Origin of the sequence: Acinetobacter rongchengensis, from assembly GCF_003611475.1 — a bacterium.
GTDB classification, from domain to species: Bacteria; Pseudomonadota; Gammaproteobacteria; order Pseudomonadales; family Moraxellaceae; genus Acinetobacter; species Acinetobacter rongchengensis.
In genome coordinates, this window is record NZ_RAXT01000038.1 from 15,547 (window position 1) to 32,740 (window position 17,194).

11 protein-coding genes are annotated in these 17,194 nt (G+C 37.3%); 7 read left to right on the top strand and 4 right to left on the bottom strand.

Annotation, left to right across the window (positions count from 1 at the left end; translation table 11 throughout):
* Positions 1 to 86: 86 nt before the first annotated feature.
* On the bottom strand, positions 87 to 1,919 hold the full coding sequence (locus tag D7V20_RS14090) for a phosphoenolpyruvate carboxykinase (GTP) (protein ID WP_120384821.1): 1,833 nt from the start codon (positions 1,917 to 1,919) through the stop codon (positions 87 to 89).
* 407 nt (positions 1,920 to 2,326) lie between these two features.
* Between D7V20_RS14090 and D7V20_RS14095 the strand changes: the two genes are divergently transcribed.
* The 4 genes from D7V20_RS14095 to groL all read left to right on the top strand — a co-directional run bounded on the left by D7V20_RS14095 (position 2,327) and on the right by groL (position 6,266).
* Positions 2,327 to 3,265 (top strand): diacylglycerol/lipid kinase family protein, encoded by a 939-nt coding sequence (locus D7V20_RS14095; protein ID WP_120384831.1) that lies wholly within the window; start codon positions 2,327 to 2,329, stop codon positions 3,263 to 3,265.
* Positions 3,246 to 4,010 carry a metallophosphoesterase family protein gene (locus D7V20_RS14100; RefSeq protein WP_120384822.1) on the top strand — a complete coding sequence of 255 codons (765 nt, stop codon included), beginning with the start codon at positions 3,246 to 3,248 and terminating at the stop codon, positions 4,008 to 4,010. Before D7V20_RS14095 ends, D7V20_RS14100 begins: the two co-directional genes overlap by 20 nt.
* A gap of 196 nt (positions 4,011 to 4,206) precedes the next feature.
* The gene (locus D7V20_RS14105) at positions 4,207 to 4,497 is read left to right on the top strand and encodes a co-chaperone GroES (protein WP_010113891.1); all 291 of its coding nucleotides are present in this window, start codon (positions 4,207 to 4,209) and stop codon (positions 4,495 to 4,497) included.
* Between the two features lie 134 nt (positions 4,498 to 4,631).
* Positions 4,632 to 6,266 carry a chaperonin GroEL gene (groL, locus tag D7V20_RS14110; RefSeq protein ID WP_120384823.1) on the top strand — a complete coding sequence of 545 codons (1,635 nt, stop codon included), beginning with the start codon at positions 4,632 to 4,634 and terminating at the stop codon, positions 6,264 to 6,266.
* Positions 6,267 to 6,551: 285 nt separating this feature from the next.
* Here groL and D7V20_RS14115 read toward each other — a convergent pair whose 3' ends face one another.
* Positions 6,552 to 7,364 carry an IclR family transcriptional regulator domain-containing protein gene (locus D7V20_RS14115; protein WP_120384824.1) on the bottom strand — a complete coding sequence of 271 codons (813 nt, stop codon included), beginning with the start codon at positions 7,362 to 7,364 and terminating at the stop codon, positions 6,552 to 6,554.
* A 141-nt stretch (positions 7,365 to 7,505) separates the two neighbouring features.
* On the opposite strand from D7V20_RS14115, the gene pobA reads away from it, so the two are divergent.
* Both pobA and D7V20_RS14130 read left to right on the top strand, forming a co-directional pair.
* On the top strand, positions 7,506 to 8,687 hold the full coding sequence (pobA, locus tag D7V20_RS14120) for a 4-hydroxybenzoate 3-monooxygenase (RefSeq protein WP_120384825.1): 1,182 nt from the start codon (positions 7,506 to 7,508) through the stop codon (positions 8,685 to 8,687).
* 823 nt (positions 8,688 to 9,510) lie between these two features.
* Positions 9,511 to 11,628 carry a TonB-dependent siderophore receptor gene (locus D7V20_RS14130; protein WP_120384826.1) on the top strand — a complete coding sequence of 706 codons (2,118 nt, stop codon included), beginning with the start codon at positions 9,511 to 9,513 and terminating at the stop codon, positions 11,626 to 11,628.
* Positions 11,629 to 11,764: 136 nt separating this feature from the next.
* Here the strand turns inward: D7V20_RS14130 and D7V20_RS14135 are convergent, their stop codons facing one another.
* Positions 11,765 to 12,139 (bottom strand): diacylglycerol kinase, encoded by a 375-nt coding sequence (locus tag D7V20_RS14135; RefSeq protein ID WP_120384827.1) that lies wholly within the window; start codon positions 12,137 to 12,139, stop codon positions 11,765 to 11,767.
* Positions 12,140 to 12,290: 151 nt separating this feature from the next.
* Complete coding sequence (locus D7V20_RS14140) at positions 12,291 to 13,442, bottom strand: glycerophosphodiester phosphodiesterase (RefSeq protein WP_120384828.1); 1,152 nt, start codon at positions 13,440 to 13,442, stop codon at positions 12,291 to 12,293.
* A 418-nt stretch (positions 13,443 to 13,860) separates the two neighbouring features.
* Between D7V20_RS14140 and D7V20_RS14145 the strand changes: the two genes are divergently transcribed.
* Positions 13,861 to 16,953, top strand: a complete 3,093-nt coding sequence (locus tag D7V20_RS14145) for a multidrug efflux RND transporter permease subunit (protein ID WP_120384829.1) — start codon at positions 13,861 to 13,863, stop codon at positions 16,951 to 16,953.
* Positions 16,954 to 17,194: the final 241 nt, after the last annotated feature.

The window sequence follows — 17,194 nt, forward strand, 5'->3', positions numbered from 1 at the left end:
ATAAAAATGTAAAATTATAAAATTTTATTAAAATAGTCTGAAAAAAGACCGCATGTGCGGTCTTCTTCGAGTGTTACTTGTATTTTTTAAGCAGACTTTTTAACCGCTTCTAAAAGCTCATTCTGACGTGCTTTAAGTGCAGCAGGCAGGCGATCACCAAGTTTGTTAAATAACTCGGTATGGCTTTCAATTTCTTTTATCCATTGCTCTTTGTCTTGTGAAGTTACAAGATCAAATTGTGCTTTAGTAAAGTCAGAACCAGTCCAGTTCAATTGCTCGTAAGTTGGTACGCGACCAATTGGTGTATCAATTGCAGTTGCACGACCTTCACAACGATCGATAATCCACTCAAGAACACGCATGTTTTGTCCAAAACCAGGCCATACGAAGTTACCTTCAGCATCACGACGGAACCAGTTAACATTGTAGATACCTGGAAGCTTATTGCCAGCAGCTTTCGCTTTAGCGGCAACTTCTTCACCAAGTTCTAACCAATGAGAGAAATAGTCAGCCATGTTATAGCCAGCAAATGGAAGCATCGCAAATGGATCACGACGTACAACACCTTGTTGACCAACAGCTGCAGCAGTAGTTTCAGAACCCATGGTTGCAGCTTTATACACACCATCAACCCAGTCAAATGCTTCTGAGATTAAAGGTACTGTATCGGCACGACGACCACCGAAGATGAATGCAGAAATCGGTACGCCTGCTGGGTTTTCCCAGTCAGCATCGATAGAAGGGCATTGACCTGCTGCAACAGTGAAACGAGCATTTGGATGTGCTGCTTTTTCTTCACCAGTGTGTGGTTGACCTTTCCAGTTGGTTAGGTTAGCTGGTACTTCTTTAGAAAGACCTTCCCACCAAACTTCGCCATTGTCAGTAACAGCAACGTTTGTATAGATTACGTCTTTATGCAGGGTAGCCATACAGTTTGGATTGGTTTTTGTATTGGTACCAGGTGCAACACCGAAGAAACCAGCTTCAGGGTTAATCGCATATAAACGACCATCTTCACCTGGTTTGATCCAAGCAATATCATCACCTACAGTTTCGATTTTCCAACCTTCATAACCTGCTGGTGGGATCAACATTGCAAAGTTTGTTTTACCACATGCAGAAGGGAACGCTGCTGCGATGTAATGTTTCTCACCTTGAGGATTGGTTACGCCAAGGATCAGCATATGTTCAGCTAACCAACCTTGTTGACGACCCATAGATGAAGCAATACGTAAAGCTAGGCATTTTTTACCTAATAGCGCATTACCACCGTAACCTGAACCATAAGACCAGATTTCACGCGTTTCTGGATAATGCACAATATATTTTTCAGGGTTGCAAGGCCAAGCAACATCTTTTTGACCTTCTGCAAGTGGTGCACCAACAGTGTGTACGCAAGGGATGTATTCGCCATCTGTGCCAAGTACGTCGTAAACAGCTTTGCCCATACGAGCCATTTTACGCATACTGATTGCAACATATGGGGAATCAGTGATTTCGATACCGATGTGAGCAATATGTGAACCTAAAGGGCCCATTGAGAAAGGTACAACATACATTGTACGACCTGCCATTGCGCCATCAAATAAACCGTTAAGACGTGCACGCATTTCAGCAGGTGCTTCCCAGTTATTTGTCGCGCCAGCATCTTCTTGTTTTTCAGAACAGATGTAGGTACGACCTTCAACACGAGCTACGTCAGACGGGTCAGAATTCGCTAAATAAGAACCAGGGTGTTTTTCTTGGTTCAAAGCTTGCATAGTGCCGTTAGCGATCATCAAGTCGATATAACGTTGATTCTCTTCTTCGCTTCCGTCACACCATTCAATTTTTGCAGGTTTAGTTAATTTAGCAATTTCTTCAACCCATGCAATCAGCTTGGGATGACGAACGAATTCTGGTGCGTTCACTTGGGTCATGGTGAGGCCTATCTTAAATGTGTACAATTTTATGTACAAATAATAATCCAAATGTAGTGATGCAACATTCAGATTTAAGTATGAAAAAAAGTGGCTGTATTAAAGCATATATTCACAAAAAAAATAAGACTAAAGGCGTAAAAGATACTAAATGTAATATTTTTATTAATACATTGATTTAAAACAATAATATGATTAAATTGGGGTTATTATTAAACTATTTATATTGGTTATATATGATATTTAAAATTTAAATAATAATATTTTACAATAAGTTAATTTAAAAACATAGTTGAACTTTATTATTGATTAAATAAATGGTCGTAATTCTAATTTTACATAAAGGGGCTACCAATTGTTTACAAAATCGGCAAAATGAGAAGGAATACTTCAAAATAATCAAGCTTATGCGTAAAGATCTTAAACCACTTTCCATGATTTACAATGAGAAATCAGGTTTTCATGCCAATAACAAAGAAGACATTTATGAACAACTCATGACGGTTTGGTCTATGCATGGGTTTGAAATACAAGTTTTCGATATTGGCTCTGAAGCAAACATTGAAACTTTGATGAAAAAAGTATTTGAACGACATCAACGTTATGAGCATAAAGGGGTGATCGTTGCTGCGGGCGGTGATGGTACTCTGAATGCGGTTGCTTCACAAATGTTACATCAAAAAATTCCTATGGGTATTTTGCCTTTAGGAACGTTCAATTATGTTGCAAGAGTTTTAAATATTCCCTTGGATTTACTTGAAGCAGCAGAAGTGATTGCAACAGGGACACCACGTGCTTCACATGTTGCATGTATTAATGATCAGATTTACTTAAATAATGCGAGTTTGGGGCTATATCCTTTATTTATAAAGAAAAGAGAGGATTACAATCGTAAATTTGGACGTTTTACTTTAAATGCTTATACATCAGGTTTGGATGTGCTGATTCGTGACCGTAAAGAATTAAAACTAGAAGTTGAAGTGGATGGTCAAAAATATCCTGTCAAAACACCCTTGATTTTTTTTGGTAATAATCAACTACAGCTAAAGGAAATGAAACTTAAGATAGCCAAATGTGCAGAGCTTGGTGAAATTGCAGGTGTGGTGATTGCGAAGGGAGATAAACTAACACTATTTAAAACCCTTGTTCAGACGATACGCGGGCAATTAGACCAAGCCTCCGATGTGTATAGTTTTGGTGCGCAAAGCGTCATTGTATATTCAAAAAAGCCTAAACTAACTGTTGCAGTCGATGGTGAAATTGTGTCTATGAATACGCCTTTAAAACTTCACGTAGAAAAAAATGCTTTAAATATTATGGTGCCGTATGTTGTTGCATCTGTCTGATTTGCACTTTGGAACGGAACGTCAAGACTGTATTAAAGCCATACAAAAGTTTTGTGCAGAACGGCAACCTGAAATTGTTGTTGTGAGTGGTGACCTTACTCAACGTGCTAGATTTAAAGAGTTTTTAGCCTGTCGTCAGTTTTTAGATAGTTTGAAAATCCCTTATTTTGTGGTTCCAGGAAATCATGATATTCCCTTGTATCATCTTTGGAATCGATTTTTTCAACCTTTTGGTTTATATCAATTATTTTTTGGTAGTTTAGAAAATACTTTACAAACTGAACATTTTTATCTGATTGGAATGAATACCATTCGACGTCGTTACCACACCCGTGGTCATATTTCTTTAACGCAAATCCAAAAAGTGAATCAGCTATTATCCGATGCACCTACTAATCAATTAAAAATCATTGTCAGCCATCAACCTTTTTACATTTCCAATGCAGAGCATCATTTAAAGGATTGTCCTGCATTGGGTAAATTTGCCATAAAAGAATGGGGACAGCACCAGTTGTATGCTTTATTACATGGTCATTTACATCTGGTTGCAGTTTATGATTTGAATCAAGAGTTTGCGTTAAATTTAAATCATCCAGTTTATGAGGTGCATGCTGGGACTGCTGTTTCAAAACGACTGCATAAAAATATTCCAAATAGTTTTAATGTAATTCATAACGATGGTCGGTTCGAACATTATTTTTTTGATGAACATTTACAAGAATTTATTGTTAAATCAGAACAATGAATTTCTATATATTTTGAGATTTGAATTGAATGAATAAAAAAAATACAAATTTGCAAAATATTTTTAAGTTTTCCCCTTGAAGCCTATATTTCCATCCCCACAAAAGTGACATACAAATATTTTGTCGATGACCTAGGAATAAGAAGTCATCTTCATCGAGTAATCAATGGCATTTGAAATGCCTATGGAGTTTGAAATGAGTAACATTCGTCCTTTACATGATAACGTTGTAGTTCGCCGCGTAGAAAAGGAAACTAAAACTGCGGGTGGTTTGATTCTAAGCACTTCTGCTGCTGAACAACCTGCTCAAGGTGAAGTTCTCGCTGTAGGTAACGGTAAAATTACTGACAATGGTGTTCGTGCATTAGACGTAAAAGTTGGCGATAACGTATTGTTCGGTGCATATGCAGGTACAAAAGTTAAAGTAAATGGTGAAGAACTTCTTGTGATGAAAGAGTCTGATATTTTAGCGGTTCTTGAAGGTTAAGTTAAACCTGAATCACTTTTTCATAATTTAAATGACTTGGTTTTTTAATATGCATAGAAATCTAAGTCGCAATGAAAAAGTCGAATCCATTTTAAAATCAAATCAGTAAAAATTTAAGAATATTGGAGTTTAGCATGTCAGCTAAAGACGTAAAATTCGGTGATTCAGCGCGTTCTAAAATGATCGCTGGTGTAAATACACTTGCAGATGCGGTAAAAGTAACTTTAGGCCCGAAAGGTCGTAATGTTGTCATCGACCGTTCTTTTGGTGCACCACACATTACTAAAGATGGTGTAACAGTTGCCAAAGAAATTTCGCTTAAAGATAAGTTTGAGAATATGGGTGCACAATTGGTTCGTGAAGTTTCTTCAAAAACCAATGATATCGCAGGTGACGGTACAACAACTGCAACTGTACTTGCTCAAGCAATTTTAAATGAAGGGATCAAGTCAGTAACAGCGGGTATGAACCCAATGGACTTAAAACGTGGTATCGATTTAGCGGTAAAAGCTGTTGTTGAAAACATCAAAGCGACTGCAAAACCAGCGTCTGATACCAAAGCAATTGAACAAGTGGGTTCGATCTCTGCAAACTCTGACGAAACTGTAGGTAAATTGATTGCGCAAGCAATGGAACGCGTTGGTAAAGAAGGCGTAATTACAGTTGAAGAAGGTTCAGGCTTTGAAGATGCACTTGACGTTGTTGAGGGTATGCAGTTTGACCGTGGTTATATCAGCCCGTACTTTGCAAATAAGCAAGATACTTTAACTGCTGAGCTTGAAAACCCATTCATTCTTCTTGTTGATAAAAAAATCAGCAATATCCGTGAATTAATTGCAGTTCTTGAAGCTGTTGCGAAAACAGGTAAACCACTTCTTATCATCGCTGAAGATGTTGAAGGTGAGGCTTTGGCGACACTTGTTGTAAACAACATGCGTGGCATTATCAAAGTTTGTGCTGTTAAAGCACCTGGTTTTGGTGATCGTCGTAAAGCAATGTTACAAGACATTGCGATCTTAACAGGCGCTACTGTTATTTCTGAAGAAGTAGGCATGACTTTAGAACAAGCTTCTCTTCAAGATTTGGGTACTGCACATAAAGTAACTGTTTCTAAAGAAAATACAGTCATTGTTGACGGCGCTGGTAATGCAGAGCAAATTGCTGAACGTGTTACTCAAATCCGTGCACAAATTGAAGAATCTACGTCTGAATACGACAAAGAAAAACTTCAAGAGCGTGTTGCTAAATTAGCAGGCGGTGTAGCTGTAATCAAAATTGGTGCAGCAACTGAAGTTGAAATGAAAGAGAAGAAAGACCGTGTTGACGATGCACTTCACGCTACACGTGCTGCGGTTGAAGAAGGTGTAGTTGCGGGTGGTGGTGTTGCACTGGTACGTGCGGCATCTGCACTTGAAGGTCTAACTGGTGCAAATGATGACCAAAATGTAGGTATCAACATTTTACGTCGTGCGATTGAAGCGCCACTTCGTCAAATTGTTTCAAATGCTGGCGATGAGCCATCAGTTGTGATCAATGCTGTGAAAAATGGTGAAGGTAACTTCGGTTATAACGCTGCAACTTCTCAGTATGGCGACATGTTGGAAATGGGGATTCTAGATCCTGCAAAAGTAACCCGTTCAGCACTTGAACATGCTGCATCTGTAGCTGGTTTAATGTTGACGACTGAATGTATGATTACGGATATTCCAGAAGACAAACCAGCGATGCCTGATATGGGCGGAATGGGTGGTATGGGCGGAATGATGTAAGCTACGCCACATATAAGCATATGTTTATCATATAATTATTTTACTCATATGTTTTAGCTTTAAAAAGGTCGCTTCTAAGCGACCTTTTTGTTTTTTTAAATGAACGATTCTAAGAGTAGATATTGTCTAAGTTAAATATACACGGTGTAATCTGATGATGCTCTTATTTTAAATCATAGGTAAATGATAGATTTAACGGGGGGAAGTTGACGTTAAACCATAATTCAGCAGACCGCCACATCATATAGGCATTTCTAGCAACAATTTTTGATAAATCTCCTTATTTTAAACCATACTTCTTAGTTCATAGGCGGTATTTCGCAGTAATGGCAATATTTGTTGGATTAATTGCTCTTCTAAAACAAGATGTGTTTGTCCTATACAGTTTAGTGCAGCAATCGCCTTTCCCTGAGCGTTCAAAATAGGCACGGCAATTGCTATGACGCCCAATTCATGTTCTTCTTTCGATAAACAATAATCTTGCTTTTGAATTGTTACTAAAACTTGGTACAGCTGTGCTTCATCTTGAATGGTATAAGGTGTAAGGCGTTTTAAACCATATTTTTTTACCCAACATTTTTGTTCATCTAAACTTAAAGCCGCCAGCAAAACTTTCCCAGTTGAAGTGGCATGCGCAGGCAAACGATTGCCTAAATGCATTCCATAAGGGTTCAGACGTAAGTTGTGTTGTTGAGGTAAATAACTTCGAGCGATTGGAACGACTTCATGTTCATCTAAAACGACAAGTGAAAATGTCAGATTAGTTTGGGTGCTCAATAAGTTCAAAATGGGTTGTACAACTTTGGGTAAATGTGCAGAGCTTAAATAGGAGCTTGATAAGCGTAATACTTTGGGTGTTAACCAAAAATAATAATCATCACTTTCCAAATAGCCCAAGAATTTTAAAGTTCTTAAATATCTGCGCGCTGCAGTTCGACTTAATCCAGTACGTTCTGCAATTTGAGTTGAGTTTAATTTTTGACGATCTATACCAAAGGCTTCAAGCAGACTAAGCCCTTTGGCAAGCCCAGCAATGTAATCATCTTGTTTAATCGTTTCACCTGAAATTTTATTTTCGATTAATTGATATCTCAACATTGATTTATATCCGCTAGTTTAAAATGATTATTTGTCCGATATACGGTCTATATAGACACTATACGGTCATTATCGTCATTTCACTATGTTAAAAGTAATCAAAAAAAAATAATTTAAAAGGAAGGATATGGAGCAAATGTCATGGAAAATTTAAAAACACAAGTTGCAATCATAGGATCAGGTCCAGCTGGATTATTACTTGGACAGCTTTTATATAAAGCAGGTATTTCACACATTATTATTGAACAACGTAGTGCAGACTATGTTGCATCTCGTATACGTGCTGGAATACTCGAACAGGTATCAGTTGATTTATTGAATCAAGCTGGAGTCGATGAAAATTTAAAAAAATTTGGACTTCCGCATGAAGGAATTGAAATTCTAAGTAATGGGTCGAAGCATCGTGTCGATTTATCAGCTCTAACACAGGGTAAGCAAGTTACAGTCTATGGACAAACGGAAGTTACAAAAGACTTAATGCAAGCACGTGAGGCAGCGGATTTATGTACATATTATGAAGCACAAGATGTTCAAGTTCATGATTTTGATCAACAGCAGCCATATGTAACATTTCAACAAAATGGTCAATCTTTTCGTTTAGCATGTGATTTTATAGCAGGTTGTGACGGTTATCATGGTGTTTGTCGTGCAAGCGTACCGCAAGATAAAATTAAAACATTTGAAAAGGTTTATCCATTTGGATGGTTAGGTGTACTTGCAGATGTACCACCAGTTTCTGACGAATTGATATATGTACAGTCAGAACGTGGTTTTGCTTTATGTAGTATGCGTTCAAAAACGCATAGTCGTTATTATTTGCAGGTTCCTGTGACAGACCATGTAGAAGAATGGTCTGATGAACGATTTTGGGATGAATTAAAAAATCGTCTTGATGAAGAAAGCCGTAATAATTTAGTGACAGGCACTTCTATTGAAAAAAGTATTGCTCCTTTGCGCAGTTTTGTCACAGAACCAATGAGATTTGGAAAACTATTCTTAGCAGGGGATGCAGCACATATTGTACCGCCTACAGGAGCAAAAGGGCTTAATCTAGCAGCATCTGACATTGCTTATTTATCAAGTGCCTTGATTGATTTTTACCAAAATAATTCCACTCAAGGAATTGATGAGTATTCTGAGAAATGTTTAACGCGTGTTTGGAAGGCTGAACGTTTTTCATGGTGGATGACACATTTATTACATCGTTTTGAAACAGAAAGCGAATTTGATCATAAAATTAAGCAGGCAGAGTTGAACTATATTTTAGATTCTCATGCTGGATTGACTACTTTGGCTGAAAATTATGTCGGTTTGCCTTATTGAAATGATTCACCTAAGCAGCTGAAATATTTTATTCAGTGATTCAATACCAAAATATTTTAACCAAAATCATGAATACTTAGGTTAATAGTTTAAGGATAAAATAGTTGCGTGATGAAAAGGTTACTCAGTCTGTAATGTCATTCAGCTAAACAAAGAGTTTAAATGTTGTAAAAATGAGTGTATGAAAATACGCTCATTTTTTATGACTAGCATTTGTGGTTCGGTTTTCAAGTGTTCTTTTCGTATTTCTAAAATTGACGGCACTTGCTCTTCATTTTCTATTTTCAGGTAAGTTTACAATTATTTTATGGATCTTACGGTTCCAATTATTCTGGCCATTTTAATTTTGACATCGGTTGCTTTAGCTAAAGATGAGCAAATAAGTATTACTGTTCATCAATAAAATAATTTAGAGGGTTCAATAAAAGCTCATCAGTTGATGCTATGCTGCTCAGTTCAGCCTTTTTATATATTCCCCCTTGCAGAGCTATGCTGCTCACCTTTTTCAAATGAGGGATGAACAACACTGCTGCGCACAGAATCTAAAGTTATTTTAAATTCTGAATCGTTCCGCTCTTTTTTCCTTGCAGCATAAATGGCTCAGGGGTAGCAGAGATTTTTAGATGAGTCACCTTTAAAATACTCTTAACTGACTGGTATGAATCAGTTAATGGTTTTTATTAGAGCATCGATATTTTATAAGTAAAATTTATTTAAATTTTCTAAAGTTAATGTATTTTCCACAAATATTTCTTAACGAGTATCTATACATATAAACGCAAATGATTATAATTTACGTCACTTTTCTATATGGTGCTGTCAAATGCGATTCAACAGATCTTATTTAACATTTTCAGTTCTGGCTATTTTGGCAGCGACCACGCATGCAGAAACCGAATCAACGACACAACAAAGCTCAGTATCTGTTCTTCCTTCAATTAGAGTAGAAGCTGATAGAGTACAAGCTGGAAAAGAACAAAAACCATATGCAGCTAAAACAGCGAATGCAGTATTACGCTCAGATGCACCGTTATTTGAAACAGCACAATCAATCAGTGTCATTACAAATCAACAGATCGAACAAAAACAAGCAAAAACAGTAGCGGAAGCGCTTGAAGGTGTCGCAGGTGTTACCTCGGGACAATATGGTCGTCGTGGTTGGGATGACTTTATTATTCGTGGGCAAATTTCGAGTGCTCAAACTTATATCGATGGTTTACGAGTACAAGCTTCAGATAACGTTTTAAGAGCAGAAGATATTTCAGGTTTAGAATCGATTGAAGTTGTCAAAGGCCCTACCTCAGTCGGTTTTGGCTTAGCGTTACCTGGAGGCTTAGTCAACTTAACCACAAAACGCCCGCAAGCTGAAACAGCTTATAAAGGTAGTTTAAGTTACGGGAGTTATGGTTTAAAAGAGGGAACTTTTGACCTGAACTATGCGCCAAACAACACAGAAAAAGGCGCATTCCGTATCGTCGGGCGAGTGTCTGATCAGGATGATCCAACGGATGAAGTGTATTTTAAAAACTTTTATATTGCGCCATCGTATAATTTTGATTTAGGTGAAAAAGATGATTTATCTGTAATTGCCAGTTATCAACGTCGTGAATATCTGCGTCAGCAAGGTATTCCATATAGCAGTGGAAATTATAAGAATTATTCACATAGCTTGTTCTTTGGTGATCCAGACTATGGCTATGATGTCGATGTTTATCGCTTTGGGACAAACTATGCTCATTATTTTGATAATGATTGGACGTTTAAACAAAACTTTGCTGTGACAAAAACTGAGACATTGGGTGATTCGATTCTTGCATCCGGTCGAAATGTACTTCCTACAATTAAGCGAGCCATTAACAACCAAGATAAGCAAGATGTAAATTATACCTTGGATCAAAATTTACAACGTAATTTCAATTTTGGACCGATCAACTATGATGTCATGGTTGGTGTAGACATGATGCGAGAGCGTAGTGATTATTATCGTCGTACAGATACGATCAATGATTTTGATGCAAATCATCCAAGCTATGGCAACATCGTGATTAAAAAAAGAGGTACACCCTCTGAAGAAATAACCTATAGCCAATACACGGGTTTATATTTACGTAACACCATTAAAATTGATGATGATTGGATTATCGGGTTGTCTGGACGTCATGATTGGACGCAAGTTGAAATTGATAGTCTTTTAAATCATACAGCAACCAAAAATTCGGACAATGCTTTTACAGGTAGTGCTTCTGTGATGTATCGCATCAATGATATGTTTGCACCTTATATCAGTTATTCAACCTCTTTTATGCCTGTAACAGATTCAGGTGAAAATGGTGATTTACTTGATCCAGAACAGGGTAAGCAAGCAGAAATTGGGGTGAAGTTACAAGCTTTGGATCAACGTTTGCAAGGTTATATTGCTTATTATGATTTAACGCGTAAAAACGTGACAGAGGCAGATACTTCTGGCAATTTCTCTATCCAAACAGGTGAACAAGTGACCAAAGGCTTTGAAGCTGAAATGGCCGCTGCACTTACGGATCAATGGAATATTTCGACAAGCTATAGTTATATTCCAACAGCAAAAATCACAGAAAGTTTAATTGCCAGTGAAATTGGTAAACGCAGCAATCATGTCCCTAAAAATGCAGCAACACTATCGACTCAATATTATTTTAGCCCTGATAAACTCGGTTGGAATATCGGTGCTGGGATACGTTATCAGGGTTCACGCACTGCGCAACGGAGTACGGACTATGTTTATTTACCCAGTTATGCGGTATTTGATGTAAATGCAGGTTATGAAGCAGAAAAGTGGGGTGCAGGTTTAAGTATTAAAAATTTATTTGATCGAGAATACTTAGCAGGAACAACACCGAATGCACAGTTGGTCAATTGGGGTGATCCAATGATGGTTCGTTTTAATGTGAAGTTCAAATATTAGAGGATAGATCGTATTAAAGGATAGAGCGGTTTTAATCCAATGATTTGCGAAGGCAAAATGCACTTCGCAAATCAAACTATACTTTATGAATAAAGTCAGTCTAGATTTTCAACCTATTTCTAAAGTCTGATGGTTTTTAGCGCAGTAAAATTAAAGCCCAAGTCACGGCAATAATCGTTAAAGTAACAAATTGAGCAGCACTGCCCATATCTTTGGCATTCTTGGAAAGAGGGTGGCGTTCTAAGGAAATACGATCAACCACAGCTTCCAGTGCCGAATTAAACAGCTCAACAATAATCGCCAATAAACATACGCCAATCATTAAAGCTTGTTCAACAGCACTTAAATCTAAGAAAAAGGTGATTGGAATGAGAATCACATTCAGGAAAATAACTTGACGAAAAGCAGCTTCATTTCGAAAAGCAGCTTTAAAACCTGCCAAAGAATAACCCGTTGCATTGACGATACGTTTAAAACCAGTCGTACCTTTAAGGGGAGAATAATCACTCATAAATTAATGAAGCTAAATTTTTAAAAAGTGTATTATTTTAAACTTAAATGGGTATTAATTTTAGGCAAAATACATCAAGTTTATAAAAAAATTGGGCAAGCCATTCAAGCACTTGCCCAATAAAACCGTTTTAAAGCGTAGACATCAATATTTATTGTGCACTTGGATTCGCTTTCCAATACGCATCGACAGCTTTACGACCTAGACCTGGATCATCTGTAAATAAGCCATCTACGCCTGCTTTAAAGTACATTTCAAACTCTTTATTTGCACCAGCCTCACAGCGTTTAGAGGCATCTGTTTCAGCACTACTACATTTGAGATTTGCAGCAAGGAAGTTATTTTCAGGACGGAAAGTATAAGGATGCACTTTTAAATTTGCGGCATGTGCATCTGCAACAAAGGAGGAAGGTGCAGTAAAGCTTTCATTGAAAATATAAGGTTTCCAAGGGCCTACACCATTGGCATATTTGGCAACTTCTTTTAAGCCTTGTGCTGTTGCCATTTCGCCGTAGGTTGTTTTAATGCCTTGAGCAACATAATCTGCAGGACTAGCCGTTTTATCATCATAGAGTTGAATGATTTTGGCATGTTTTAAACTTTTATGGAGTGTCAGTTGATCTTTCATATATTTGAGATTGCTGACTTCAAAAGATTGTAAGTAAATCGGTGCTATGTCACGTGTATATTGGTATTTCGCCAGTGTTTTTAATAAAGGATCTTCAAGTCCTAAATTGTTTTTTTGAAAATAAGTGGGATGCTTGGTTTCGATATATAGACCAATAATTTTTCCTGTTTTCTTATAATTTTTTTCTGCAAGCTCAATAATTTGTTCCAATGTCGGAATGTTGAATTGATCATTGTATTTGGTATTTTCAGGGCGAAGTTTTGGAATACGTTCACGTGCTTTAATTTGATTTAATTCACTCAATGTCAAATCTTCGGTAAACCATCCTGTTAATGACGTTCCATCGATGATTTTGGTTTTTTTGCGATCTGCAAATTGCGCTAATTCACTGATATTACTGGTACCACCAATTTCATTTTCATGACGTGCCACTAGAATGCCGTCTTTGGTTGAAACTAAATCGGGTTCAATGAAATCTGCACCATCATCAATCGCCTTTTGGTATGCTTCTAAGGTATGTTCAGGGCGTAAAGCACTCGCACCTCGGTGACCTACAATAATAATTTTTGGTTCTTTATATTCAGGTTTTGAGATTGTTGTTGAATCATTATTATCGTCATTACAAGCGCTTAAAAGTGCCATGATACTGGTCATTATTAAGGTTTTTTTAATCATTTTCTACTCAAATTATGCTGTTAACGTTTGCATGAGTGTGAAAAACTTGATTGACAGAATGATGACATTGCTATGAAGAAATGATGAAATTACAAAAACTTATTTTTTCTATTTTATATAATTCTCCATAATTTCTTCATATTTAATGATAAAATTCAGTTTTCTGTTATTTGTTCTTGAGTTTTTTTATGAACTCACAGAATATCCATAGAAAGGGATTTTAGGGTTGTAGCTAAAATACTCTCAGCTTTGGTCATGGAACTAGAAAATAGCCAAACTATGCTCATCATTTCCTTGCAGAGTATGTCAGCGCATGGTCATTCAATTTTAGTCGTTGATATAGAAATTTATGAGTTAATTGACGCACCCTGAGTCTTTACGAGATTTATAATATTCATCTGCTACAGAATTTAATCTGATGCTTTCAAAATTCTTTATTCATCGTCCTATTTTTGCTTGTGTACTCGCCATCATTGTGATGGCATTGGGTATTTTCTCCGTTATTCATCTTCCTGTAGAGCGTTATCCCGATATTGCACCACCTAGAATCACTGTGTCAGCGACTTATACAGGTGCAGATGCGGAAACAGTTGAACAGAGTGTAACCCAAGTTTTAGAACAACAGATCAAAGGTATAGACAATCTACTTTATTTTAGTTCGAGTAGTGACTCTTCTGGGCGTGCACGAATCAGTATTAGTTTTGAGAATGGAACGGATCCTGATACCGCACAAGTCCAAGTTCAAAATAGTATTAATAGTGTGATTAGCCGTTTACCTGAAGATGTTCAGCGTCAAGGGGTCAATGTTTATAAATCACTTGGCGATACGTTTATGGTCGTGGGTTTATACGACGAAACGGGGAAAAGCAATAATATTGAATTAGGTGATTATCTTTCTGACCATATTGAGCAAGAGCTTTCTCGTATTGACGGTGTCGGGGAAGTTGATGTTTTTGGCTCACAATATGCAATGCGCATTTGGTTAAATCCGAATTTATTACGTCAATATCAACTGATGCCGAGCGATATTCGTACAGCAATAGAGGCTCAAAATACTCAAGTTGCGGCAGGTGGAATCGGGGATTTACCCACAGTTGATGATCAATATTTAAATGCTAAAGTCACTGCAGGTTCACGTTTAAAAACAGTTGAAGAATTTCGAAACATCATTGTCAAATCCAATGTGGATGGCAGTTACGTTTATTTAAAAGATGTTGCACGTATTGAATTGGGTGCTGAAAATTACCAATCCTTTAATACCATTAATGGTTTTCCATCATCAGGTATCGGGATTTCTTTATCCTCTGGTGCAAATGCTTTAGCAACTTCAGCTTTGATCAAGGCTGAATTGGCACAAATTACACAAAAATTACCGCATGGCTATAAGATAGTTTATCCACGAGACAACACGCCTTTCGTGCAAGAGTCGATTAAAGAAGTTATCAAAACTTTATTTGAAGCCATCATTCTGGTTGTGATTGTCATGTTTGTTTTTTTACAAAGCTGGCGTGCAACTTTAATTCCAACTATTACTGTTCCTATCGTGATATTGGGAACATTTGCCGTGTTGTTTGCATTGGGAATCAGTATCAATACATTGACATTGTTTGCTCTAGTACTTGCGATTGGTCTATTGGTAGACGATGCCATTGTCGTTGTTGAAAATGTGGAACGACTGATGCATGAGCGTGGATTATCTGCAAAACAAGCCTCTATTGAATCTATGCAGGAAATGACTGGTGCTTTGATCGGGATCACTGTTGTGCTTACTGCTGTGTTTATTCCCATGGCTTTTTTCACAGGATCGACAGGGGTGATTTATCGCCAGTTCTCCATTACCTTAGTTGCAGCAATGGCTTTGTCACTCTTGGTTGCATTGATTTTGACACCTGCTTTATGCGCAATCATTCTTAAACCTAATCCAAAAACTATGCGTTGGGCAAATGGGTTTAATCAAAAACTTGAGCATTTAAAACAAGCCTATTTAAAACTTGTTGCAAAGACTCTGCAATTGAAGTGGGTCGTTCTAGTCATTTTTATTGGGTTAGTTAGTGTTTTTGCAATGATTTATCGGGTTTTACCGACCAGTTTTATACCCAGTGAAGATCAAGGAATGTTGAGCGTTCAATTCCGCCTTGCGGAAGGTGCACCGATTTCCAAGAGCCGAATTGTCGGTGAAGAAATTCGTCAATATTTCCTAGAAAAAGAACAACAAAATGTCAATATTGTACTGATTCGTTATGGTCGTAATTTCTCAGGAACAGGGCAAAACTTAGGCACAGGTTTTATTGCATTAAAACATTGGGATGAACGTGTAGGGAGTGCCAATTCAGCTCAAGCCATCCGTGAACGTGCAATGAAATATTTTAAAAATAATAAAAATGCCAATATTACAGTGATGATGCCTTCTTCTGTGAATGGTTTGGGCAATAGCAACAGTATTGAATTTTGGATTCGGGATATTAATGGTCAAGGTCGGAAATACTTAGATCAGCAGTTTGAATTACTCAAAAATGAAGCGACAAAAGTAACTACTTTTGAAAACTTAGACAAACAGTCTAATCCTGATAAAGCGAAGCTCAAAGTTGAGGTAAATCAAAAATTAGCCTTGGCAAATGGTCTATCTCAGTCTGAAATCAACAGCACACTCTCTGCTGCTTGGGGAGGCTCATATATCAATGATTTTATTGACCGTGGTCGAATTAAACGAGTCATGATGCAAGCTGATGCAGCATTTCGTTCCAAGCCCGAAGATTTGCAATATTGGACGGTACGCAACGCACAAAATCAAATGATTCCGTTTAGTAATTTTGCAACAATCAATTGGGATGGTGGGCCTGATGTTGTCAATCGTTTTCAAGGCTATACAGCCCTAGAAATGGAAGCAGATGCAACAAAAAATACCAGTTCTGGCGTGGCAATGCGTGATATTCAAAAGCTGATTGCTCAACATGATGGAATTGATGTGGCATGGAGTGGTTTGTCATTCGAAGAACAGAAATCAAGCAGTCAGGCTTTATGGCTCTATTTAGTTTCAATTGGATTTATTTTCTTATGTCTTGCTGCTTTATATGAAAGTTGGTCGATTCCGACAGCAGTGATTGCAGCCATTCCGCTTGGCGTCGGTGGTAGTATTATTTTCAGTAAATTGATGGGGTTTCCAAATGATATTTACTTCCAAATAGCTTTACTCACCACTATTGGTCTGTCATGTAAGAATGCGATCTTAATTGTAGAATTTGCAGCAATTGCACAAGAAAAAGGTCAAACTGCAGTTGCTGCTGCATTAGAAGCGGCAGGGCTGCGCTTACGTCCTATTTTAATGACTTCATTGGCCTTTGGTGCAGGTGTAATTCCTTTGGTTTTTGCTTTTGGCGCAGGGGCTGCAAGCCGTCAGGAAATTGGTGTAAGTGTATTGGGGGGCGTTGTTTTTGGGACAGTTTTAGTGCTGATTTTTATTCCATTTATGTACGTGTTGATTCGATCATTCTCGAAATCTAAAACCAGTTAAAGTAACGGTCATTTATCCAACTTTAAGTTAAAATTAACCGCAGTTTTTTAAATTTGGATTATTGAAATACAGGCAATTTAGCGTGTTTAGACAGCACCTTCAAATGATTTAAATACGATGATCTATCTTAAATTGCGAATAGGCCATTATTTTTATAATGGCCTTTTTTATGGATTAATGATGTCTATGTTTAAAATGTGATATATCGATTTGAACACAGGATATATACAATTCACTTGAA